This window comes from Phaeobacter sp. NW0010-22 (assembly GCF_040365955.1).
Classification (GTDB): domain Bacteria; phylum Pseudomonadota; class Alphaproteobacteria; order Rhodobacterales; family Rhodobacteraceae; genus OMPR01.
The window spans coordinates 403,445-426,518 of record NZ_BAABWT010000002.1; the positions used below are offsets into that span (position 1 = coordinate 403,445).

Genomic DNA, 23,074 nt, shown 5'->3' on the forward strand with positions numbered 1-23,074 from the left:
CCTCTCAACAGTCTGCCCCTGTCCACTCGACCACATCAAGACATTCCGTCCTCTTTCCCTGCGATCCAGAACCCGACCCCAATATGACCATTTTATGATACCGCAACACGGGGGGTTGCACCCGCCGCAACATTCGGGAAAGTTGTGACATGGAACATGTACCTTTCCCAAGCTGGCCCGACGTCGCCCCCGAATTGATCGCCGTAGCAGCAGGCCGTGCGCCTGCAGATACTGTCATCCAAAGCGGCATATGGGTAAACGTGCACACCCGTGAAACGCTGCCCGATCATTCCATTGCCGTTGTTGCAGGTCGCATCGCCTATGTAGGACCTGACGCCAGCCACTGCATTGGACCTGACACGCAAATCATCGAGGCCAATGGCCGCTATATGCTGCCCGGCCTGTGCGATGCGCACATGCATATTGAATCGGGCATGCTGACCCCGGCCGAGTTTGCCCGTGCCGTTATCCCCCATGGCACCACTTCGATGTTCACCGACCCGCACGAGATCGCCAATGTTCTGGGCCTCGACGGGGTGCGCATGATGCATGACGAAGCACTGTTGCAACCCGTCAATATCTTCACCCAAATGCCGTCCTGCGCGCCCTCGGCGCCGGGGTTGGAGACAACCGGATACGAAATCACCCCCAATGACGTTGCCGAGGCAATGACATGGCCCGGTATCATCGGTTTGGGCGAGATGATGAATTTCCCCGGCGTGACCAATGCCGACCCCAAGATGTTGGCGGAAATCGCTGCCACCCAACGCGCCGGCAAAACCGTCGGCGGGCACTATGCCTCGCCCGATCTGGGCCCCAACTTTGCCGCCTATATTGCTGGTGGACCGGCGGATGACCACGAAGGCACCTGCGAAGCCGACGCCATAGCCCGGATGCGTCAGGGTATGCGGTCGATGATCCGGCTTGGATCGGCTTGGTATGATGTGGAAACACAGATCACAGCCATCACCGAAAAAGGTCTGGATCCACGCAACATGATCCTGTGCACGGATGACTGCCACTCCGGCACCTTGGTCAATGACGGCCACATGAACCGGGTTGTGCGTCACGCCATTGCGTGCGGATGCGATCCGCTGATCGCGCTGCAAATGGCCACCATCAACACCGCGACGCATTTCGGTTTGGAACGCGACATCGGGTCGATCACGCCGGGGCGTCGGGCCGACATTATCCTCAGCTCGAACCTGACTGACCTGCCAATCGAACTCGTCATCGCGCGGGGCCAAATCGTGGCTGAAAACGGCTCTATCAAAGTGGATTGTCCGCATTTCGACTGGCCCGACCACGCACGCGGCACCGTCCATCTGGGTCACACGCTGACCGGCTCCGATTTTGAAATCCACGCGCCTGACGGGGCAAATTCCGTGCGCGCCAATGTCATCGGCATGGTGGAAAACCAAGCCCCGACCAAAGCGCTAAAAGCGGACCTCCCGGTTCAAGATGGCTTGGTCGAGGGGGATGGCGAAACCTGCCAGATCGCGCTGGTGGAACGCCACCGCGCCACCGGTGGAGTCACAAACGCCTTTGTCTCGGGCTTTGGCTATACCGGCACCATGGCGATGGCTTCAACCGTTGCCCATGACAGCCACCATATGATTGTTGTCGGAACCGACCGGGACCAGATGGCATTGGCCGCCAACCGCCTCGCCGAAGTCGGCGGCGGCGTCACCCTGTTCAAGGATGGCAAAGAACTGGCATTGGTCGAACTGCCCATCGCAGGCCTGATGTCCGACAACCCCGCCACCGAAGTCGCCGCCAAAGCCGACACACTGGTCGCCGCGATGCAGGCCTGTGGCTGTTCACTCAACAACGCCTATATGCAACATTCCCTACTGGCCCTTGTTGTCATCCCCGAGCTGCGCATCTCGGACAAAGGTTTGGTAGATGTGCGTACCTTTGAAATGATCGACCTGCTGGAGCCCGCTGAATGAGCACCCTGAAGACCCCGAATACCCCGGCTCCAACAGAATTCACCGATCCCCTTGCAGCCGTTGCCCGGCTGGAAGAGCTGTACACACAGGCCACTACATTCCTGTGTGAAAGTTTCAGCGATGTGCTGGCCACCGGCCCGGCAGATGCATTCTTTCGCGCCTATTACCCTGAAATCCGGATCACCACGACCAGCTACACCCAGATCGACACGCGGCTCAGCTTTGGCCATGTGGCGAACCCCGGCACTCACGCCACAACGATCACCCGCCCTGACCTGTTTCGTGCCTACCTGACCCAGCAAATCGCGTTGCTGATCCAGAACCACGGACAACCCGTCACCATTGGCGCTTCAACCACCCCGATCCCGGTGCATTTCGCCGTGGCCGCCAACCCTAACATCACCGTCCCACAAGAGGGCGCCGCCGGGTTCACCCTGCGTGACATGTTTGATGTGCCGGACCTGTCCACAACAAACGACGATATCGTCAATGGCACCCATGTCCCGGAAAACGGCACCGGCCCGCTGGCCCTGTTCACCGCCCAGCGCATTGATTATTCGCTGGCGCGGTTATCACATTATACCGCCACCGATGCCGAACATTTCCAAAATCACGTGCTATTCACCAACTATCAGTTCTACGTCTCTGAATTCGAAGCCTACGCCCGCGCGCAACTGGGCGACCCTGACAGCGGCTACACCAGTTTTGTCAGCACTGGGAATATGGAAATCACGACTCCCGAAGCACCACTGGAGACCCCGGCGAAACTGCCGCAAATGCCGACCTATCACCTCAAGCGGCGCGATGGCTCAGGCATCACACTGGTCAACATTGGCGTTGGTCCCTCCAACGCCAAAACCGCCACCGATCACATCGCCGTTCTGCGCCCGCATGCATGGCTGATGGTCGGGCATTGCGCCGGTCTGAGAAACACGCAAGCGCTGGGCGATTTTGTTCTGGCCCACGCCTACCTGCGCGAAGATCACGTTTTGGATGACGACCTGCCCGTCTGGGTGCCAATCCCCGCTTTGGCGGAAATCCAGATCGCATTGGAACAGGCCGTCGCCGAGGTGACCGAGCTGCGCGGATATGACCTGAAGCGGGTAATGCGCACCGGCACCGTCGCCACCATCGACAATCGCAACTGGGAACTGCGCGACCAATCCGGCCCCGTCCAACGGCTCAGCCAATCCCGCGCCGTGGCTCTGGACATGGAAAGCGCCACAATCGCGGCCAACGGGTTCCGGTTCCGGGTCCCTTATGGCACGTTATTGTGCGTCTCGGACAAGCCGCTGCACGGTGAATTAAAGCTTCCTGGTATGGCATCCGAGTTCTATACAACCCAAGTTAACCGCCATTTGAACATCGGAATTCGCGCGATGGAGGCCCTGCGAGGGATGCCTTTAGAGCGCATACACAGCCGGAAATTGCGTTCTTTCGACGAAACTGCCTTCCTCTAAGGCCAAAAATCGCCGAAAACCTCATATTTTGCAGGTTTTCGACGCTACTATTCGTTGTGTTCACCCACAACATCCCGTTAGTGTTACGCCATGAGGCCCAAGTCATCGGGCACGTTAAGGAGACCAAGAAATGGCAAAACCTATGACCAAAACTCAGCTCGTGGCTGCACTGGCCGAGGATATGGGCACTGACAAAAAAGCAGCGGGCACAGCGCTCGATGCAATCACAGCTTTGATCACTCGCGAAGTGTCTGCTGGTGGTGCCGTAACCCTACCCGGCGTTGGCAAGATCTATTGCCGCGAGCGTCCTGAGCGTATGGTGCGCAACCCTGCCACCGGTGAACAGTTCCAGAAAGAAGCCGACAAGGTCGTGAAAATGACCATTGCCAAAGCGCTCAAAGACAGCGTGAACGGCTGATCGATTTCTTTCGACAGTTACGGAAAAGGGTCGCCATCGGGCGACCCTTTTTTGTGCGCGAGTGCAGCCCTACTTCTTAGGGGCGACCTCACGATAGGTGTCTCCCAACGCAAGCTTATCCAAACGGACCTGAAACGCCTGATCAGATTCCCCACGATATATCCCGGTTTTCAAATTACATTTCCGGTCCCCTTGCGACCACCCCAAAGGAACTCTGCGATCATAAACCGATTTGGCGTCGACCCACAGTCGGGCACGCCCTTGTTCACCCATCCGAAATCCCAATACAACTGGCACCCAACGGCCCTTTGGCATCGGTCCGGTCCACAATGGGTTATATGTGTCCGCATCGCGACGTGAGATCAGAACTAAGTTACCGCCTGCGTCCAGGTTGAGTGAGATCGGTGGAGATTTCTGTGTCCCATTCTGATGACACTGAAGCAGCAATTGCCACGTTTCATCCATTTTCACCCCTGTGGGCAAAAATACTTCGAACCCATAAAACCAATCCCGGTTGAACGTTATCCCGGAATAGATCTGCAATTCTGCTCGATCTTTACTGTGGCCAGAGGGGGTGGGCTTGCTTCGCAATTCAAGCACAGCGGACCCGTTGCGTTGATCTTTTATGATCCGCCCGGGCATACCGCCGCCCTCCTTTCGGAACCGGTACTCACGACCTTTCTCACTGACTCCTTTGGATGTGATCTTAGCCGAGTCAAAATCCAACCGGTAATAGACATCTGCAATCAAAGGCGTGCTCATCAAAGCCATTTGCATGGCAAGCAAGAGAGACATCAAAAGCCAACGCTGATTCAAAATCTGCTTAAACATCACATTCAATTCCTTCTAACGCTCTACAATTTCCATCACCGCGAAAACGTCTCGTCTGAATTCATCGCCGCCACTGAAACCAACCCTGCGTCATGGGTCAACCCGCATGCCATGATCATCGCACGCGATGCGACATTGTCCGCCGCGACCTGCTCGGTTGCGACCGTCCAGCCAAATTGCACCTGACTTTCGACCAACACCAACGCATTCACCAGCTTACCCAAGCCCCGGCCACGCTTGGTTTCGCTTACCGACACCATGCCCGCAAACATATGCCCCCCCAATCGGCTGTCGCGATGATACCGATCTGCGACCGAAGCCGTCGCAATCAAATCTCCAGCTCCATCATAGACACAAGTCGTCAGCACCGGCACCGCCTCGGACCGCATATAATACGCAGGATAGGGCGCGACCCCAGTCTCGGCATTCAACGCCTGCACCTGTTCAAGCTGCGCCGCATTCGGACAGCTATGATGCACAACGCTCCATCCTGTGGCCAAGGGGACGCTTTCGATCACCATGCTACAGGCCGCCAACACCTGCTCTTTGCTTCCTAACAGGGCATGCCATACCGGCGTTTTCCAATGCGGCCCAAGCTTGTCGTGGATCAAACTAAGCGCCAAGTCGTGATCTATCACCGGAAACCCAATCAACTTATCTTCGCTTGCCAGTTGGTGCACCACGTTCCACCCGACCGCATCCGGATCCAGACAATGCAGCACCCGTCCACCGTTCACTAAACCCGGAGTTTGGGCAATCATGGGCTGCCGATCTTGCAACCGCCTTTGAACGGATACCGAGTTTTCAGTCCCGATAAAGTCCGTCATTCTCAAATCCTTTGTCTGCAAAAATTGAAAACTCAAAATCGTGACTTTAGCCTTCGTTTCCACCCTTGCACGCCTTGGGGAAATACGGAACTGTCCGCCGATCTGTTGAAAGGGACACATCATGGATATCCGTGCCATTATCATGGGGTTGACCTTTGCCCTCATGTGGTCTTCGGCGTTTAGTTCAGCGCGGATCATCGTTGCAGATGCCTCTCCTTTGTTTTCCTTGGCTTTACGGTTTTTAATCTCGGGTTTGTTAGGCGTGGCCATCGCCCGTCTCATGGGGCAAAGCTGGCGTCTGACTCGCCCGCAACTGTTCGCCACCGTTCTGTTTGGTGTCTGCCAGAACGCCCTCTATCTGGGTCTGAATTTCTACGCCATGCAAACGGTCGAGGCCTCGGTCGCGGCCATCATCGCCTCAACCATGCCCCTGCTCGTGGCCCTAGCCAGTTGGCTGTTCCTGGGTGAGAAACTGAAACCCTTGGGCGTGCTGGGCTTGTTTGCTGGTATGCTGGGCGTGGCCATCATCATGGGCGCGCGCATTTCCCAAGGCATCGACCTTTTTGGCATTGCCTTATGCGGGCTGGGTGCTCTGGCGCTGGCCTTTGCGACACTCGCAGTGCGCGGGGCCACATCGGGCGGGAACTTCATGATGATCGTCGGGCTGCAAATGCTGGTCGGCTCCGGCATTCTGTTTATCGCCGCGCCTGTATTTGAAACCATTCACATCAACCCTACCATGCCGTTCCTGTTGGCTTTTGCATATACGACGCTGGTGCCCGGACTGGCCGCCACCCTTATCTGGTTTCTGCTGCTGGATCGCATCGGCCCCATCCGCGCCGCCACATTCCACTTTCTCAACCCGGTGTTTGGCGTTGGCGTGGCTGCCGCTTTATTGGGCGAAAGCCTTGGGGTTTTGGATGGCATCGGTGTTCTTGTCACGACAGTCGGGATATTGGCTGTCCAATTGTCCCGACAACCCGCACCAAAATCAACTTAACGCAACATTGCTTCGATCTGTTGGATGAGTTTTGCCGAATCTGGGCGCGTGCTTGATCTATAGGTTTTGACCACAGTCCCATCCGGCCCGATCAGAACCTTGTTGAAATTCCAGCTTGGTACAAATCCTGTTTCGGATTGCACCGCGCGATAAAAAGGATGAGCCGCTGAACCGCGAACCGAAGTGATATCTGCCATGGGCAAATCCAAATCATAGTTCAGCGAACAGAAATCTTTTATTTCGTCCGCGCTGGCCAGTTCCTGATTGAAATCATCCGATGGCACCGCAAGCACCACTAACCCACGATCCTTGTAGCGATCGTAGACCGTCTGAAGCGCCGCATACTGACCTGTGAACGCACATTGCGAGGCAGTATTCACAACCAAAACGGGGTTTCCGCGCCACGCTTCGACCGACAGAGTCCCCCCATCAATTGAGTTAAACGTCCCTTTAACAGGGGTGGCTTGGGCGACGGCGCCCAGCAAAAGCAAAATGGTTAGCAAAAAAATCCGAAACATCTGTAAGCCCTCCTAAGGTTATATACGCGGTGAAAAGAGCGCTGGATCACTTGCACGTTGCCGCGATCTCGATGAAACATACCTTTTCTTTCACGGGCTCAGACCCATTTACTGCCTCATCACACTATTCCGGAGGATGCATGACCCAATACACCAAAGACCCGCAGGCCATCGCCGCCCTCTCGCGCGAAGAGTTCTATGTCACCCAAAACAGCGGCACCGAACGTCCCGGTACCGGCAAACTGTTGAACAACAAAGAACCCGGCATCTATGTGGATATCGTGTCAGGCGAACCGCTGTTCGCCTCGGCTGACAAATACGAATCCGGCTGTGGTTGGCCCAGTTTTACCAAAGCCATCGAACCCGCCCACGTACTGGAAATCCAAGACCAGACTTTGGGCATGATCCGCACCGAAGTCCGATCGACCCATGGTGATAGCCATCTGGGGCATGTGTTCCCCGACGGGCCGCTGGATCGGGGTGGATTGCGCTATTGCATCAACTCAGCCTCGCTCCGCTTTGTCCATCGCGACGATATGGAATCCGAAGGCTACGCAGATTACATCAACCAAGTGGAGGATATCGCATGAGCACCGAACGCGCCGTACTTGCCGGGGGCTGCTTCTGGGGCATGCAGGACTTGATCCGCAAACTGCCCGGCGTCACCCAAACCCGTGTTGGCTATACCGGCGGGGACGTTCCAAACGCTACTTATCGCAACCACGGCACCCACGCCGAAGGGATCGAGATCCACTTTGATCCAGCGAAAACCAGCTATCGCAAACTGTTAGAGTTCTTCTTTCAAATCCACGACCCCACCACCGCCAACCGCCAGGGCAACGACATCGGCCTCAGCTATCGCTCGGCGATCTATTTTGTGGATGAGGAACAGAAAGCTGTGGCGCTGGATACCATCGCGGACGTCAACGCCAGCGGCATTTGGCCGGGCACTGTCGTCACCGAGCTCGAACCGGTCAGCGAATTCTGGGATGCCGAACCCGAGCATCAGGATTATCTGCAACGGCTGCCCAACGGCTACACCTGCCACTTTGCCCGCCCCGGTTGGGTGCTGCCAAAGCGCTCAGAAGCCGCAGAATAACCAAAATCAACGCCCCTCCGGTTCGGTGGGGCGTTTTTCGTTTCGGGCTATTGGGCGTACTCTGGCTCATCCCGATCCAAAAGACGTTTCATCGCTGCAAAATGAAACTCGATCTGCCGGTCATCCCACATATTCGCCGCCAGCTTTTTGGCGACATCATCCGGTAAAATGGCAAGCGGACGACCCGAGGCCATAGCAGTCAGCTGATATTCGCACGCCACTTCAAAGTTGTAGAAATCGTCATACGCGCGCGCCACAGTCTCCCCCACAACCGTGACCCCATGATGGGCCATCACCACAACATTGCCGGTCCCGATGGTCGCGGCGATCCGCCCTCCTTCGCCGTCATCAAAGGCCGAACCGCTGAAATCCCCGTCATACGCGACCCGCCCCATAAACCGCAGCGCGTCTTGATGGCAATTCTCCAACCGCCCCCCTTCAATACAGCCAAGCGCCGTTGAATAGGTCGGATGCGCATGCAAAACGCAACGGGCCTGAGGCACAGCACGGTGAATATGCGAATGGATGTAAAACGCCGACGCCTCAATCTCTCCGTCACCTTCAACCACAGTGCCGTCGTGATTGGCCAACAACAGATTCGATGCGGTGATCTCAGACCAATGCAAGCCCCGCGCGTTGACCAGAAAATGGTCATCATCCACCGCGACTGAAAAATGGTTGTCCACACCCCGTTGCCATCCGTTGCGAGCGGCCAGCCTCAAACTCGCCGCCAGATCCAGTCTCTCTTGCTGATGTCGCATGTCCGTCCTCATCTTGGTCCGCACTCAAGATACCCCGAAATGCGGGCCAACCTGTTCAGAAACCGCCAGCTCTGTCGCATGTGGACGTCACACGCTACCCCAAAGCGACGCGCGGGCGTCCACTGGCTTCGACTGTCAACATGCCTTCGACGAAAACATCCCGTGCCTCAATCCGCGCGGTTCGAATGTCATGGTCGACCAAAATCTGGATATCCTCGGCCCCGGCAGCCTTGGCTTCGTGTTCAGCTTCTTGGCGCAAAACAGTCTCTAACAAGGCCAAAGCGGACTCTGAATCCCCGAAATCCTGCGGTCCAGCCTCCAGATGCACGCGATACATCCCCTCGGATGGCGAGGTCACCGTGCCACTGCGCCGAAAGGTGACGCGCCCGACCACAGCGCCCACAGCGTTGGCCACGCCCGCATGTTCGGGCAAGATCATATTGCACCGCAATTCTGTCCCTACTGCTGGGTAATAACTGGGCGCCGAGGCCCCCAAGCCCACAACATCCACATTCAATGCCGCGTCCAGTGCCAACAAACCGCGATGACCCGACAGCCCCTTTTGCATCAAAACATGACGCGCAAGTTGCTCTGGCGGGATGCCGAAATCTTCGGCTTCTTCGTCAAAAGCAGTCTCTAACAAGGTCAAAGCGGTCTGTTTCGTCAACTGATCCACAATCATCTGCGCCAAGGCTTCAGGCGTGGGTGACAACCGATCCCCCGACCCAACCCGCTTGCGCGCAAACAGCTCCATCGCTTTATGCGCCGCAGCACTGTCCCAGGCATCCAACCGGCCCAACACGTGGCTCGCATCCGACGGGGTCACACCAGACACCTGCACAATGCCCCTGTCCACCAACCGGCTCAGCGCGCTGTGTTCCATCCGCGTGCGCAAGACCTGATCCAAAGGCAACACCTGATCGCCCAAGCGCTCCAACAACACGGCCTCGCGGGCTCCGATCCCATCTGACGGGATACCCGGCACAATCCGGGCGAACCGGGCGTCGTGTTCCCCCGGCGTGGCAGATCGCAATTGCGCGTCCAGCACATCGTGGACCACATCGCCTGCTTCTGCTGCGATCAGCGACACCGGCAGAACACGGCGCGGCCCAAGAAAAACGCCACCCGCCAAACCTTCGGTCACCACATGTACATGGCTGTCCCCGCCCAATCCGCTGGTGCGCATCGCAACAGCTTCGACCATGGTCCGAAACCCGCCTACCCGCGCGCCCGCCGGGTCAATCGCCGGTTTGCCGTCTTTGATCAACGCCACATCCGTGGTCGTCCCGCCAATATCCGAAACCAAGGCGTTTTCGACATTGGTCAGCCAACTGGCCCCAACAATCGACGCCGCCGGGCCGCTCAGAATGGTTTCGATTGGCCGCGCGCGCGCTTGCTCGGCGCTCATCAACGCGCCATCACCCCGCACCACCATCATCGGCGCGGTGACACCCAAATCGCGCAGCGTATCCTGCGCGCGTCCAATCAACCGGTCGATCATGCCGATCAAACGCGCGTTCAACACCGCGGTCACCGCCCGCTTGGGGCCGTTCAATTTCGCCGACAATTGATGAGAGCACGTCACCGGCGCGCCGGTCCGTTCGGTGATGATCCGCGCCGCTTCAAGCTCATGCGCAGGGTTCCGCGTGGCAAACTGCGAGGCCACAGCAAAGCCGGATATCCCCGTGTTAGAGCCTAAGAATTCTTCCAAAGCCGCGATATCCAACGGCATCGCCTGATTGCCCGCATGGCTGTGACCTCCGTCAATCACCAAGGCCAGATCACCCTTCAAGGCATCGGCAAGCCCGTGCTTTTCCAGATCCCGCGCCTTGAACCCGATATAGACCAACGCAACACGTCCGCCCTGCCCTTCGACCAAGGCATTCGTTGCCAGCGTTGTCGACAAAGACGCCAATGTCACATCAGCCGCCGCCACATTGGCCTGCGCCAATACTGCCGAAATCGCATTGCCCACGCCAATCGCCAGATCCGCACGTGTGGTCAGTGACTTGGCCGATGCAATCACATCCCGCTCGTCCCGGATCAGAACCGCATCCGTATATGTTCCGCCTGTATCAACCCCCAACGCCAGCGCCATTGGTGCTCTCCTTCTGTTCGCTCGGTAAGGATGTAGTGGCTAAAACAGACACGTCCCGTCTGTTTGCGTCACTTATTCGCCGCCATCCCCAAATTAATCGCGCAGCCGCTCAACCGCCCAGCGCGCCGCGTCTGAAACCGCCGGATCTGGGTCCTCGGCCAATCCCTGCGCGACGGGCACCAATGCCGCATCCGCCGAATTGCCAATGGCATACAAAACATTGCGCACAAATCGATCCCGCCCAATCCGCTTGATCGGCGAACCTGAGAAAAACGCCCGGAACGCAGCATCATCCAACACCGCCAATTCGGCCAATTTCGGTGCCTTCAACTCATCACGTGCCGCATAGCGCATATCGCTGGCTGCAACCGCGAATTTGTTCCACGGACAGGCCGCCAGACAATCGTCACAGCCGTAAATCCGGTTTCCTAACTTGCCGCGCAGTTCGGCCTCAATCGGGCCTTTGTGTTCAATCGTCAGATAGGAAATGCAGCGCCGTGCATCCAATTGATAAGGCGCTGGAAAAGCATCCGTCGGGCAGCTGTCCAGACAGGACCGGCACGACCCACAACGATCCGGCTCCGCCGCATCCTGGGGCAGCTCTAGCGTGGTAAAAACAGACCCTATAAAGGCCCAATTGCCCCAATCCCGGCTCACCAGATTGGTGTGTTTACCTTGCCAGCCAAGTCCCGCCGCCTGACCCAGTGCCTTTTCCGGCACGGGTGCTGTATCGACAAACACCTTTACCTCGCCACCGCCCTCGGCAATCAACCAGCGCGCCAATCGCTTGAGCCGCTTTTTCACCAAATCATGGTAATCTTTGTTCTGCGCATAAACCGAAATCGCACCCCGGTCCTGCTGCTCCAGAACTGCGCGCGGATCATGCTCAGGCGCATAGCTTTCTGCCAACATGATCACCGACCGCGCCTCGGGCCACAGGGCCGCCGGGTTGCCACGCCAATGCATCCGTTCGGCCATCCAGCCCATCTGCCCGTGATACCCGGCCTCAACAAAAGCATCCAACCGCGCCGGCACCTGCGGCACGTCCCACGGGCGACAGACCCGACAGGACACGAATCCCTCAGCCAGCGCCTGTTCGACGATACGTTGTTTCAGGGGGGCGTCGGTGTTCATCAGACTTCAATATCCTCAGGGGGACTCACGGCAAACAGCCCCTACCCCCATTTGATATCAGAAATCCAGATCAGCGTAATGCGCAGGCGGACGGAAACCGGGAATCTGATCCGCCAAAATGGCACGGAAAGCGGGGCGGGATTTGATCTTGGCGTACCAATCCTTGACCGCTGCGCTGCGATTCCAATCCACGTCCGAGATATAGTCCAACGACGACAGATGCGCAGCCGCCGCAAAATCAGCCAGCGTCATGGTATCGCCAGCCAACCACCGACGGTGATCCAGCAACCACGCCATGTAATCCAGATGATACTTGATCGCCTTGGCCCCGTCTTTGACGTTGCGACTGTCCGGGTATCCGGCGCCTGTGACCTTTTTGTTGACCCGCTCATACAACAGCTTCGATGTCACCTCGTGGTGGAACTTGTCATCAAACCAGCTGACCAGACGGCGCACTTCATAGCGCGCTTCTGGGTCCTTCGGCATCAAACTTGGTTCTGGACGGGTTTCTTCGATGTATTCACAGATCGCCGCGCTTTCGGCCAACATCTTCCCGTCCAACTTGATCACCGGCACCTTGGCCGCCGGGTTACGCCGCAAGAAATCACTGCTCGCTTCCCAATACCGTTCCTCGACCAACTCGACCTCGATCTTCTTTTCGGCGAGCGACAGCCGAACCTTGCGACAGAAGGGGGACAGGGGGACATGAAACAGGCGAGCCATGGGAATCCGTTTACTCTTTTAAAGTTGATGTTTCAGCAATGCCTTGCTCGGGCCAGATATTCAATCCTCGAAACACTTTGCCCGACCATCTGCGCGGATGGTAGCCGCCCCATCCAAGATCGAAGCCGACCTTTTGCGCAGTTTGGCAGTGGGTTTTGCCGCAGATCGGGATTTTGGAGAAGGCAAGACCGCCGCCAACCGCGCCGATTGCACTGCTGTCAATTTATCGGCACTGACACCGAAATAGTGCTGCGCCGCCGCCTGAACGCCGAAAACACCTTCGTCCATCTCGGCCACGTTCAGATACACTTCTAGAATGCGCTGCTTGGACCACATGGTTTCAATGCCCAACGTCAGCCCTGTTTCCAACGCCTTACGGATCCAACTGCGATTTTGCCACAGGAACACATTCTTGGCGACTTGCTGCGACAAGGTCGACGCCCCGCGCCGGCTGCCCTCTTCCAGAGCCGCCCGGATTGCGTTCACATCCAGTCCCCAGTGCAAACAGAAATTGGCATCTTCAGCGGCCACCACGGATCGCGCCATCACCGGGGCAATCTCATCGAAATCCACCCAATCCTGCTTGACCGATCCCAAACGCTGCCCCTCGGACCACATAGTGTAGGTCGTCGGCGGGTTCACAAATCGAAACAACACAATCGTCACAGTGATCAAAACGATCAAAATCGTCGTCGCCCGCAACGCAATAAACCCAACCCAAGCCATCGGGCGAAACGCCTTTTTGCTCGGTTTGGTCTTTTTGGCCTGCTTTTTTCGCACTGCTTTTCTTGCCATGGCCAATCTATAGTCCAGACACCCCCTTCCCTCCAAGACCCAGTTGCGCAGCAATCCCCTGCAACAGTTGAGTTTACCCCCCAAACCCCCTATCTCAGGCACCATACGGCGCAGAGGACAGACCCCAGTGGCAAACCACCTTTACAAGAATGACCTCCCCGATGGCGTGGATCTTGGCCCCATCGTGGCGATTGACTGTGAAACCATGGGGTTAAACCCACACCGCGACCGCCTGTGTGTGGTGCAGATGTCCGGTGGCGATGGTGACGCGCACCTTGTGCAGGTCGCAAAGGGGCAAACCGAGGCGCCGAACCTCTGCGCGATGCTGGAAAATCCCGATGTGCTGAAACTGTTCCACTATGGCCGCTTTGACATTGCCGCCATGTATAATGCCTTTGGCGCCCTGACCGCGCCGGTCTACTGCACCAAAATCGCCAGCCGCCTGATCCGCACCTATACGGACCGCCACGGCCTTAGAAACCTGACGCAGGAACTGCTGGGCGTCGACATCTCGAAACAACAACAACAAAGCGACTGGGGCGCCAAAACCCTGACCAAGGCCCAACAGGATTATGCCGCATCGGATGTGTTGCACCTGCACAAACTGCGCCACGAACTGAACAAACGACTGGCCCGCGAAGACCGCAGAGAAATCGCACAGGCCTGTTTTGACTTTCTCCCCACCCGTGCCAAACTCGATTTGGCAGGCTGGCCCGATACGGACATCTTTGCTCACTCATGACCAGTTTTCAGGATATCGCCCGCCGCGTGATTGCGGTGGAACAGGACGGGCTTAGCCAATTGGCCGCCGGTCTGGACGACAGCTTTGACCGCGCCGTTGAAACCCTACTGAACGCAACCGGGCGGGTGATCATTTCTGGCATGGGTAAATCCGGCCACATTGCCCGTAAGATGGCCGCCACCTTTGCCTCGACCGGCACCCCGGCACATTTTGTCCACCCTGCCGAGGCCAGCCATGGCGATTTGGGCATGATGGCCCAAGGCGACGTGGCACTGGTGCTGTCCAATTCCGGCGAAACGCCCGAATTGGCGGATATGGTCGCCTATACCCGCCGCTTCAACATTCCCCTGATCGGTGTGGCCAGCCGCCCTGATTCGACTCTGTTGAAACAATCCGACGTGGCGCTGGTTCTGCCCCGCGCCGAAGAGGCATGTGGATCCGGCATCGTGCCGACCACCTCGACCACGATGACCTTGGCGCTTGGCGATGCCTTAGCCGTAGCCCTGATGGAACACCGCGCCTTTACCCCGGAAAACTTTCGCGACTTCCACCCCGGTGGCAAACTGGGTGCGCGTCTGTCCAAAGTGCGCGACTTGATGCACGCAGGCACTGCCCTGCCTACCATTCCAACCACAGCCCCGATGAGCGACACGCTGATCGAAATCAGCCAAAAGGGGTTTGGCGTCGCCGGTGTAACCCGCCCCGATGGCACCCTTGCGGGCATCATCACCGATGGGGATTTGCGCCGGAACATGGACGGGCTGCTGGACCTGAACGCCGAACAAGTCATGACCGCTGATCCAACCACCATCGGCCCCGATGCCCTCGCCGAAGAAGCCGTCGCGGTGATGAACGCGCGTAAAATCACCTGTCTGTTTGTGGTTGACCCCAATGGTCCGGCCACGGCGCAGGGTTTGCTTCACATCCACGACTGCCTGCGCGTCGGTCTGGGTTAACAGGGGGCCCGGTCGCTTGGATTTCTATTCCCGCATGGTGCGATTGCTCAAGGTTCTGCTGCCTCTGGCGGCCCTTGTCCTGCTGTCGACCTTGTTTTTGATTTCCCGCAGCATTGGCCCCACCGCAGACATTCCCTTTGCCGAAGACGAAATTGCCGACCGGATGCGCGATCAGCAAGTCACCAAACCCTATTTCTCTAGCACCACTCCTGCGGGCGAAGAAATCACCGTGACCGCCAGCCGCGCGCGCCCTGGTGGCACGGACGCCCCGGCAGTGGTGACTGACCTGAATGGCTGGCTCAAACTGGCGGACGGCAAAGTGATTACTTTGACCTCAGACACTGGCGAGGTTCGCATGAACAAGAACCAAGCCAAATTTCTTGGAAATGTACTTATAACGTCGACAGATGGCCTACGCATAACTACCGATGAATTGCACTCAGCCCTCCGAGGGATCGCCGCCCAAACCCCGCGAGAGGTCGCCGGAAGCGGGATAATCGGTGATTTTACGGCAGGTAACATGGATATCACTACAAAAAATGGTGACGGGCCCGTCCATATGCTTTTCAAAAATGGGGTTAAGCTGGTATACCTACCGCAAAAATCAGAAAGATAACCTGTGCCAAACATCCGCGTTTTGATTTTCAGTCTCCTGTTAGCTCTAGGCGCAGCCCCTGTTTTGGCACAATCCGCCAACGTCGCGTTTGGCGCAATCAAGGCTGATCCCTCCCTTCCCGTCGAAGTCACAGCTGACACATTGGATGTGAATCAAGAAGACGGATCTGCTGAATTCCTAGGCAATGTCGTTGTGGGACAGGGCGAAATGCGCCTGTCGGCCAAACGCGTGCTGGTGATCTACAACCAAGAAGCCAGCGGTATTGAACGGATGGAGGCCACCGGCGACGTTGTGCTGGTCAGCGGTCCCGATGCCGCCCAAGCCGAACGCGCCGATTACACCATCGACAGCGGTGTGATCGTGATGACCGGAAATGTGCTGCTCACGCAGGGCCAAAATGCGCTGACCTCGAACAAAATGACGGTGAATCTGATCACCGGAACCGCGCAGATGGTTGGCCGGGTGAAAACAATCCTGAATTCGGACAAGAATTGATGAGCAGCCCGAAACTAACGGTCACCGAGGGCGCCTCGGGACTAAGAATTGATAAACTGCGCAAATCCTACAGCAAAAAGACCGTCATCCGTGACGTTTCAATGACACTGGGCCGCTCCGAAGTTGTCGCCCTGCTGGGCCCAAACGGGTCGGGAAAAACCACCACATTCTATTCTGTCGCCGGGCTGGTCTTCCCCGAAGCTGGCACCGTCACCATTGATGGCCAGAACGTCACCACCCTGCCCATGTATCGCCGCGCCCGCCTTGGGATCGGATACCTGCCTCAAGAAATGTCGATCTTTCGTGGCCTCAGCGTCGAAGAGAACATTTCCGCTGTGTTGGACGTGACCATCAAACATGGGCACAAGCGCAAAGAGCGCCTCGAAGAGCTGCTGTCGGATTTCTCCATCGAACACCTGCGCCGAGCCCCTGCTCTGGCGCTGTCGGGCGGGGAACGGCGGCGTGTCGAGATCGCCCGCTGCCTTGCGGCCGATCCCAAATATCTGCTGTTGGATGAACCCTTTGCGGGTGTTGATCCGATCAGCGTTGGCGATATCCGCCACCTAGTTGCCGACCTGAAAAAGCGCGGTATCGGCGTACTGATCACCGACCACAATGTGCGCGAAACCCTCGAAATCGTTGATCGCGCCTATATCCTGCATGACGGCAAGATGTTGATGTCCGGCACCCCCGAAGAGGTGGTCGACAACGAAAATGTCCGCCGCGTGTATCTCGGCGAAAACTTCCGCATTTCCTGATACTTAAGCCAAATTCCGCTGAACCGGGTGCGAATTTTTCGAACTTTCTGTACCACTTACGATTGACTCTTTGCCCGTCTCTTGCGTCAATTGCAGTATGGCAAACCTGCGGTCTGAAGCTGTCCTCGGTCGTCCCTTCATTGAAGGGTTCGAACGCATACAGCCGCGGCACCTGCCTAATCCCATCATCCGACAATAACAGGTGCGCCCAAATTATTGGGCGTGAAAACGGATGAGAATTGTGAAGGAGAACACATGCGTTACCAAATCAGCGGAAAACAGATTGATATCGGTGAAGCCCTGCAAACTCACGTGCAGACTGAATTGGGCGAGGTCGTCAAAAAATATGCGGAACGCCCGACCGATGCCAGCATCGTCTTTTCCCGTTCGGCGCATGAATATGTATGCGAAACCACCGTCCATCTGTCGACCGGCCTGACAGCGCAAGCCAAGGCCCATGCAACAGAAATCTACGCAGCTTTCCAAGGTTGCAGTGATAAAATGGAAAAACAGCTGCGCAGATATAAGCGCAGACTCAAGGACCACCACAAGGATCGATCTGAGCCGGTTGAACTCTTTGGCGCATCCTCGTATATCCTCGCCTCTGACGAATCCCACTCCGAGGCCGAGCCTGATACGCTCCAGCCTGTGATCGTGGCAGAAATGGAAACCAAGATTCCCTCACTCTCGGTCGGAGAAGCCGTGATGCAGATGGAATTGGCCGGCGCACCGGTGCTTGTTTTCCGAAAAGAAGGCAAAGACGGGTTGAATGTCGTGTATCGTCGAGAAGACGGAAATATCGGCTGGATCGACCCGTAAAGGCAAGAATTTAGATATGTATGTCCTCGCATCTTGCGAGGGCATCATTTTGGAGCAAGCACGGTATGGAGCTTTCAAGCATCCTTAAACCCGAAGCGGTCCGGGTCTTCTCGGCTGCGTCGAGTAAAAAGCGTCTTTTTCAAGAGATCGGCGAACTGGCGTCCAGCGCCCTGGGTATGAATGCCCAAGCCACAGTCGAGGCCTTGATGGAGCGTGAAAGCCTCGGTCCAACTGGCGTCGGCAACGGTGTTGCCCTGCCTCATGCCCGCATGCCTGGCTTGGAACAGGTCAGCGCGGTGTTTGTGATGCTGGAAAAACCGATTGATTTTGGATCGGTCGACCGCCAACCGATCGATATCGCTTTTGCTTTGTTCGCCCCCGAAGAGGCCGGCGTCGAACACCTCAAGGCACTGGCGCTTGTTTCGCGGACCCTGCGGGTGCCGGCGGTCTGCGCCAAATTGCGGGCCAATCTGAATCCCGGAACGCTCTATGCGATTCTAACAGAACCGCAGGCTGTCCAAGCAGCATAAACGGCAAGAACTTCAGGCTTCAGCCCAGACACACAAAAGGCCCCAGCGGGGCCTTTTTTAGTTCGTCTTTCAGTTCCGTTATGTGGTTGGACAGGGGTTAACCCCCCATTTCCAATGTCCACCACAGCTTGCCGCTCTTTTCCTGATGCCAAGCGAATCCCATATTGATCGCATTTTTGTCCAGAATAACGGACCGCGATCCAGCCTCTTCCATCCAAGCGGCCAATGTTTCCAGCTCAGTTTCATAGGTTTCAGAAATCGCTTCCCCAATCAGCGGTCCCGGGTACCCGGCACGAGCGGCCCGATCCAAAGGCGATGATCCGTCAGACCCAAAGTGCCACGGCCGGTTCTGTTTCGACATATCACGTGCATGCGTGGCTGCTGCGGCATTCAATTGCGCGTTCAACTCAACAGCGGGCAACCCCGAGGCCGACCGCAACGCATTGACCGAATCAAGCATCCGGAATTGCAGCTTCGACGAATCCCCCCGAACCCGGTACACTTTCGGCAAAGGTTTGCCGTCCGCGCCCAAACTCTGCGAGGTATTGGACGGGGTACACGCTGCCACTACGACAAAACATGCCAACAAAAGGGAAAAAATGCGCGTCATGTGCCACCTGAATTGATCCGTTACACAGCCAAATACCCTGACTGACGCCTAGGCGCAAATGCGCAAACGCAACAGAGCCCAACCAAAGCATCGTTTGATTTGCGACTGAGGCATTCTAGCCATATCATGGTCAAAATTTTGGATTGAACGCGTAAAGGTCTGCCCAAATGGTTAAAAAGCTTTCTTTGCCCTCGTCACGGCGTGCATTTCTCATCAGTGCTGCCAGCACACTGGCAACTCCTGCTCTGGCGCAATTCGTCCCTGACGATCCCTTGCGACCCGCCCCCGAGCCCGAAGCACCGGTGCGCCGCAACACTTCAAGCTTCCGCGCGATGAGCTGGAAGCCCTATTTCTCGAATACAAGAAACGGGGCGATTCTGGTCGATACAACATCGCGGGCGCTGCACTATTGGTCTGACGATCAATCGGTCTACAAGCTCTACCCCTCGTCGGTACCGCTGACGGATGAGTTAACTCGCCGTGGACGCACCAGCGTCATCCGCAAAGTCGAAGGCCCCGGCTGGTCCCCGACCCCATCGATGAAAAAGCGTAATCCTGAATGGCCTGACCACATTCCACCCGGTCCGGACAACCCGCTGGGCACCCATGCTTTGTACCTAAGTTGGAAATATTACCGCATTCACGGCACCCATGACACGCGCAAAATTGGGCGTCGATCCTCGAATGGCTGCATCGGTTTGTACAACCAACACATTGCCGAACTGTTCTCAATGGCCAAGGTTGGCACACAAGTGTTGCTAATTTGACCACATTTCACTGCTGCGAGTCCGAAAGTGATCAACTAGCATTTGCATTCCAACCATGTAGCTGGTTAGAAAAAACCACGAGGTAAGTCTTGGGTGCACGATTCATCTATTGAATGTCGTGCGAATTCTGGAGGTTAATTATGAAGAAACTTGTACTGGCCGCAGCTCTGACTGCAGCAGCATCAACCGTATCTGCTGGCAACATTGCTGAGCCGATCGTTGAAGCACCTGTAATCGTCGAAGAAACACGCAGCTCTTCAAGCGGCATCCTGCTGCCACTGATCCTGCTGGTTCTGGTTGGCGCAGCTGTAGCAAGCTCCTAAGCTTTTTACAGACGAAATTGAAAAAGGCAGCGAAGCAATTCGCTGCCTTTTTCTTTTTGTGCCGTTGAGGCGCATTTTCCGACGATGAGATGCAGACGTTGCCGCCGTCAGTTAAACCGACGTCAGCCCCTTCACACCTGTCTCGTGGACTTTAGTCCAGCCACCCCTTCAGATTGCTTTCAACCACCGCGCCCAGCGCCGCGATGTGCGCGTCGTCGTCGTTCAGGCAAGGGATATAGGTGAACACTTCCCCACCCGCGTGCTCAAAGCTTTCCTTGATCTCTTCGTTGATCTCTTCCAGCGTTTCGATGCAATCCGCCGAAAAAGCGGGCGCACAGATGGCAATGTTCTTTTTACCCTGCTTGGCCAACTCGGCCACGTGCTCAACTGTATACGGCTGCAGCCATTCCTCGGGGCCGAATTTGGATTGGAACGTCGACATAATCTCGGTCTCATCCCAGCCCAACCGCTCGCGCAAGAGGCGCGTGGTCTTGGCGCATTGGCAATGATACGGGTCACCCTGCATCAAGTACCGCTTGGGCATGCCATGATAAGAGCACACCAGTATATCGGGGCGCTTTTCCAACCCCTCATAGGTCCGCTCGATCGACTGGGCCAGCGCCTCAATGTACTCGGGTCGATCAAAATAGGGCGCAATGGTGCGGCTGGCCGGTTGCCAGGCCTCATCCATCAGCGCCCGAAAGAACTCATCATTCGCTGTGGCTGACGTTGCCCCCGCGTAGTGTGGATAAAGGGGGAAAAACAAGATCTTGTCACACCCAGCCGCAACCATCTCGCGCACCTTCGATTTGGTCGACGGATTGCCATAGCGCATGCAGTAATCCACCATCACCTGATCGCCGTACCGCTCTTGCATTGCTGCGGCCATTTTGACGGTCTGATCTTTGGTGATCGTCAACAACGGGCTTTCGCCCTTTTCGTGATTCCAAATGGATTTATACGCCGCACCCGAACTGAACGGGCGTTTGGTCAGGATGATCAACTGTAACAACGGCTGCCATTTCCATTTCGGGTAATCGATCACCCGCTGGTCCGATAAAAACTCGTTCAGGTATCGCCGCATGGGCCAGTATGAATAATCATCCGGCGTTCCCAGATTGGCCAACAGGATGCCAACCTTGCCCATCTTTACCTTTGGGTGATCAGCTGGGGCATGGGCCGGGCGGGTCGCTTCGAACATATCTGGCATCCTGAATAAAACGTCGGTCTAGGTGGGAGATAACGGGAATTCCCCGCCGGTCAATCGGACAGTTTGGTTTCTTTGGTCTGCAAGGCATCCGCCAGCCGGGCCTGCGCCGATCCTGGGCGCAATGGCTTAGGCTGACTTTCGTCCGGGGACCACCCCGTCAAACACACCAATTCAAACGTCGCAGGCAACCGTCCGGCCGTATTGGCAAAGTGATCGCGATACAACGCCTCTGCCCGCTCGAACACCGCCCGAGGGGTCGCATGTCGGACCCGCGCGCCCAGCGCATTGGTCTCTCCCATGTTCCGCAAATCCCGCATCAGGTGCTTTAGATCTCGGTACTCAGCCGTTAACGGCACGGAATCCGCCACCGGCAAAGCCAACCCGGCGCGCTGCAACAACGCCCCTAGCTCGCGCAACTCCCCCATCGGTGCGACACGCGGTGACAGCCCGCCCTTAACTTCGATCTCAGCTTGTCCCAATGCTGCGCGCAACTGGTGCAGGGTCTGCCCTCCCAGACAGATCACCAAAACCAACCCATCCGGGCGCAAGGCGCGGCGACACTGGATCAACTGCCCCACGGGGTCATTGGCCCAATGCAATCCCATCGCATGCACCACTAGATCATGGCCACCGACAGGCAGATCCAGCACCTCGTCATCCGACACCAACCGCGCACCGGGCAATACATCGGCCCAAACCCCGGCAAAGGGCGTCACAACAGCCGGTGCCGTAAACGTCTTGTTAACCAAAGACAGGCGATCCTGCACCTCATCCACCGCAGCGTGGTGCAGGAACAACGCATCAGAACGAACCCGGGCGCGGTGCGCGGCCAAAGCATCGCGATCCACCAGCAACGGCGTATTGGGGGCAGGCATTTTCATGAGGTGCAATTAATCCGATGTGGACCCGGATTCAAACAGCCATCGAACTGATCTACCCACCACGCTGTCTGGGGTGCGGGGATCTGGTCACATCTGACTTTGGCCTGTGTGGCCCCTGTTGGCGCGAAACGCCGTTCATCGCAGGCACCATCTGCGAAAGCTGCGGCACCCCGTTGCCCGGCGGTACCGATGGTCACCGGATCGAATGCGACGACTGCATGACCACGCCCCGCCCATGGCGGGATGGCCGCGCCGCGCTGCTCTATACCGGGCGCGCACGACGGATGATCCTTGGCCTGAAACATGGGGACCGCCCCGAATTCGCCCGCCCCGCCGCGCTGTGGATGGCGCGCGCCGCCAAATCAATACTGCACGACAAAATGCTGATCGCACCGGTGCCCCTGCATCGGTCCCGTCTGATCAAACGCCGCTACAACCAATCCGCCCTGCTGGCTCAATACATCGCCAAAGAAACCTCTCTGTCCTACTGCCCCGATCTGCTGATCCGCACTAAAAACACCCCGATGTTAGAAGGGATGACCGCAGACGAACGCACCAAAACCCTGTCCACCGCGATCCACCCCCACCCTAAGCGTCGCCACCGAATGGCCGCGCGCGATGTGTTGCTGGTGGATGACGTCATGACATCCGGCGCGACCCTCACTGCCTGCGCCAACGCCTGCCTTGCCGGCGGCGCACATCATATTTTCGTGCTCACACTAGCGCGCGTTGCCAAGGACACCTAATTCCC

Annotated in this window: 27 protein-coding genes; 16 read left to right on the plus strand and 11 right to left on the minus strand. The window is 57.1% G+C overall.

The window, feature by feature from the left end:
* Positions 1–149: 149 nt before the first annotated feature.
* From ade to ABWV33_RS06205, 3 genes are all read left to right on the plus strand, one after another.
* Positions 150–1,952, plus strand: a complete 1,803-nt coding sequence (gene ade / locus ABWV33_RS06195; RefSeq protein WP_353329488.1) for an adenine deaminase — start codon at positions 150–152, stop codon at positions 1,950–1,952.
* Entirely contained in the window at positions 1,949–3,412 is a 1,464-nt protein-coding gene (locus ABWV33_RS06200; RefSeq protein WP_353329489.1) for an AMP nucleosidase, read from the plus strand. Before ade ends, ABWV33_RS06200 begins: the two co-directional genes overlap by 4 nt.
* A 130-nt stretch (positions 3,413–3,542) precedes the next feature.
* A complete protein-coding gene (locus ABWV33_RS06205; protein WP_113823949.1) occupies positions 3,543–3,830 on the plus strand; it encodes an HU family DNA-binding protein in 288 nt (95 codons plus the stop codon).
* A 69-nt stretch (positions 3,831–3,899) separates the two neighbouring features.
* Here ABWV33_RS06205 and ABWV33_RS06210 read toward each other — a convergent pair whose 3' ends face one another.
* Both ABWV33_RS06210 and ABWV33_RS06215 read right to left on the minus strand, forming a co-directional pair.
* Positions 3,900–4,661 carry a heparin lyase I family protein gene (locus ABWV33_RS06210; protein ID WP_113823950.1) on the minus strand — a complete coding sequence of 254 codons (762 nt, stop codon included), beginning with the start codon at positions 4,659–4,661 and terminating at the stop codon, positions 3,900–3,902.
* 35 nt (positions 4,662–4,696) lie between these two features.
* Positions 4,697–5,488: a hypothetical protein gene (locus ABWV33_RS06215; RefSeq protein WP_353329490.1), complete on the minus strand. Its 792-nt coding sequence runs from the start codon at positions 5,486–5,488 to the stop codon at positions 4,697–4,699.
* A 121-nt stretch (positions 5,489–5,609) separates the two neighbouring features.
* Between ABWV33_RS06215 and ABWV33_RS06220 the strand changes: the two genes are divergently transcribed.
* A complete protein-coding gene (locus ABWV33_RS06220) occupies positions 5,610–6,488 on the plus strand; it encodes a DMT family transporter (protein ID WP_353329491.1) in 879 nt (292 codons plus the stop codon).
* Here ABWV33_RS06220 and ABWV33_RS06225 read toward each other — a convergent pair.
* Positions 6,485–7,006, minus strand: a complete 522-nt coding sequence (locus tag ABWV33_RS06225; protein ID WP_121997586.1) for a glutathione peroxidase — start codon at positions 7,004–7,006, stop codon at positions 6,485–6,487. The two genes, ABWV33_RS06220 and ABWV33_RS06225, sit on opposite strands and share 4 nt — an antisense overlap.
* A 140-nt stretch (positions 7,007–7,146) precedes the next feature.
* Between ABWV33_RS06225 and msrB the strand changes: the two genes are divergently transcribed.
* Positions 7,147–7,596: a peptide-methionine (R)-S-oxide reductase MsrB gene (gene msrB, locus ABWV33_RS06230; RefSeq protein WP_353329492.1), complete on the plus strand. Its 450-nt coding sequence runs from the start codon at positions 7,147–7,149 to the stop codon at positions 7,594–7,596.
* Positions 7,593–8,105, plus strand: coding sequence for a peptide-methionine (S)-S-oxide reductase MsrA (gene msrA / locus ABWV33_RS06235; RefSeq protein ID WP_121997585.1), 513 nt, complete (start codon positions 7,593–7,595; stop codon positions 8,103–8,105). The genes msrB and msrA overlap by 4 nt, the downstream gene beginning before the upstream one ends.
* A gap of 47 nt (positions 8,106–8,152) precedes the next feature.
* Here msrA and ABWV33_RS06240 read toward each other — a convergent pair whose 3' ends face one another.
* From ABWV33_RS06240 to mtgA, 5 genes are all read right to left on the minus strand, one after another.
* The gene (locus ABWV33_RS06240; protein ID WP_353329493.1) at positions 8,153–8,866 is read right to left on the minus strand and encodes a class II aldolase/adducin family protein; all 714 of its coding nucleotides are present in this window, start codon (positions 8,864–8,866) and stop codon (positions 8,153–8,155) included.
* A 94-nt stretch (positions 8,867–8,960) separates the two neighbouring features.
* On the minus strand, positions 8,961–10,964 hold the full coding sequence (locus ABWV33_RS06245) for a hydantoinase/oxoprolinase family protein (RefSeq protein WP_353329494.1): 2,004 nt from the start codon (positions 10,962–10,964) through the stop codon (positions 8,961–8,963).
* Positions 10,965–11,057: 93 nt separating this feature from the next.
* Entirely contained in the window at positions 11,058–12,098 is a 1,041-nt protein-coding gene (gene queG, locus ABWV33_RS06250; RefSeq protein WP_353329495.1) for a tRNA epoxyqueuosine(34) reductase QueG, read from the minus strand.
* Between the two features lie 57 nt (positions 12,099–12,155).
* The gene (gene fzlA / locus ABWV33_RS06255) at positions 12,156–12,821 is read right to left on the minus strand and encodes an FtsZ-binding protein FzlA (protein WP_353329496.1); all 666 of its coding nucleotides are present in this window, start codon (positions 12,819–12,821) and stop codon (positions 12,156–12,158) included.
* Positions 12,822–12,881: 60 nt separating this feature from the next.
* Complete coding sequence (mtgA, locus tag ABWV33_RS06260; RefSeq protein ID WP_121997580.1) at positions 12,882–13,616, minus strand: monofunctional biosynthetic peptidoglycan transglycosylase; 735 nt, start codon at positions 13,614–13,616, stop codon at positions 12,882–12,884.
* A gap of 127 nt (positions 13,617–13,743) precedes the next feature.
* On the opposite strand from mtgA, the gene ABWV33_RS06265 reads away from it, so the two are divergent.
* The 7 genes from ABWV33_RS06265 to ABWV33_RS06295 all read left to right on the plus strand — a co-directional run bounded on the left by ABWV33_RS06265 (position 13,744) and on the right by ABWV33_RS06295 (position 18,532).
* Positions 13,744–14,358: a ribonuclease D gene (locus ABWV33_RS06265; RefSeq protein ID WP_353329497.1), complete on the plus strand. Its 615-nt coding sequence runs from the start codon at positions 13,744–13,746 to the stop codon at positions 14,356–14,358.
* On the plus strand, positions 14,355–15,314 hold the full coding sequence (locus tag ABWV33_RS06270) for a KpsF/GutQ family sugar-phosphate isomerase (protein WP_353329498.1): 960 nt from the start codon (positions 14,355–14,357) through the stop codon (positions 15,312–15,314). Before ABWV33_RS06265 ends, ABWV33_RS06270 begins: the two co-directional genes overlap by 4 nt.
* A gap of 16 nt (positions 15,315–15,330) precedes the next feature.
* The gene (lptC, locus tag ABWV33_RS06275) at positions 15,331–15,930 is read left to right on the plus strand and encodes an LPS export ABC transporter periplasmic protein LptC (RefSeq protein WP_113823963.1); all 600 of its coding nucleotides are present in this window, start codon (positions 15,331–15,333) and stop codon (positions 15,928–15,930) included.
* Between the two features lie 3 nt (positions 15,931–15,933).
* Positions 15,934–16,425, plus strand: a complete 492-nt coding sequence (locus ABWV33_RS06280) for an LptA/OstA family protein (protein WP_353329499.1) — start codon at positions 15,934–15,936, stop codon at positions 16,423–16,425.
* Positions 16,425–17,183: an LPS export ABC transporter ATP-binding protein gene (gene lptB / locus ABWV33_RS06285; RefSeq protein ID WP_113823965.1), complete on the plus strand. Its 759-nt coding sequence runs from the start codon at positions 16,425–16,427 to the stop codon at positions 17,181–17,183. The genes ABWV33_RS06280 and lptB overlap by 1 nt, the downstream gene beginning before the upstream one ends.
* Before the next feature lie 255 nt (positions 17,184–17,438).
* A complete protein-coding gene (gene hpf, locus ABWV33_RS06290) occupies positions 17,439–18,002 on the plus strand; it encodes a ribosome hibernation-promoting factor, HPF/YfiA family (protein ID WP_121997579.1) in 564 nt (187 codons plus the stop codon).
* A gap of 65 nt (positions 18,003–18,067) precedes the next feature.
* Positions 18,068–18,532: a PTS sugar transporter subunit IIA gene (locus ABWV33_RS06295; protein ID WP_113823967.1), complete on the plus strand. Its 465-nt coding sequence runs from the start codon at positions 18,068–18,070 to the stop codon at positions 18,530–18,532.
* Between the two features lie 97 nt (positions 18,533–18,629).
* Here the strand turns inward: ABWV33_RS06295 and dalA are convergent, their stop codons facing one another.
* Entirely contained in the window at positions 18,630–19,142 is a 513-nt protein-coding gene (gene dalA, locus ABWV33_RS06300) for a divisome-associated lipoprotein DalA (protein WP_113823968.1), read from the minus strand.
* Positions 19,143–19,309: 167 nt separating this feature from the next.
* Here dalA and ABWV33_RS06305 point away from each other — a divergent pair, with 167 nt between their 5' ends.
* Both ABWV33_RS06305 and ABWV33_RS06310 read left to right on the plus strand, forming a co-directional pair.
* The gene (locus tag ABWV33_RS06305; RefSeq protein WP_113823969.1) at positions 19,310–19,909 is read left to right on the plus strand and encodes a L,D-transpeptidase; all 600 of its coding nucleotides are present in this window, start codon (positions 19,310–19,312) and stop codon (positions 19,907–19,909) included.
* 140 nt (positions 19,910–20,049) lie between these two features.
* Positions 20,050–20,232: a hypothetical protein gene (locus tag ABWV33_RS06310; protein WP_113823970.1), complete on the plus strand. Its 183-nt coding sequence runs from the start codon at positions 20,050–20,052 to the stop codon at positions 20,230–20,232.
* Between the two features lie 151 nt (positions 20,233–20,383).
* Here ABWV33_RS06310 and hemH read toward each other — a convergent pair whose 3' ends face one another.
* Positions 20,384–21,433: a ferrochelatase gene (gene hemH / locus ABWV33_RS06315; RefSeq protein ID WP_353329500.1), complete on the minus strand. Its 1,050-nt coding sequence runs from the start codon at positions 21,431–21,433 to the stop codon at positions 20,384–20,386.
* A gap of 59 nt (positions 21,434–21,492) precedes the next feature.
* Positions 21,493–22,323, minus strand: coding sequence for a class I SAM-dependent methyltransferase (locus tag ABWV33_RS06320; RefSeq protein ID WP_353329501.1), 831 nt, complete (start codon positions 22,321–22,323; stop codon positions 21,493–21,495).
* Between the two features lie 17 nt (positions 22,324–22,340).
* Between ABWV33_RS06320 and ABWV33_RS06325 the strand changes: the two genes are divergently transcribed.
* Positions 22,341–23,069 (plus strand): double zinc ribbon domain-containing protein, encoded by a 729-nt coding sequence (locus tag ABWV33_RS06325; protein ID WP_353329502.1) that lies wholly within the window; start codon positions 22,341–22,343, stop codon positions 23,067–23,069.
* Positions 23,070–23,074: the final 5 nt, after the last annotated feature.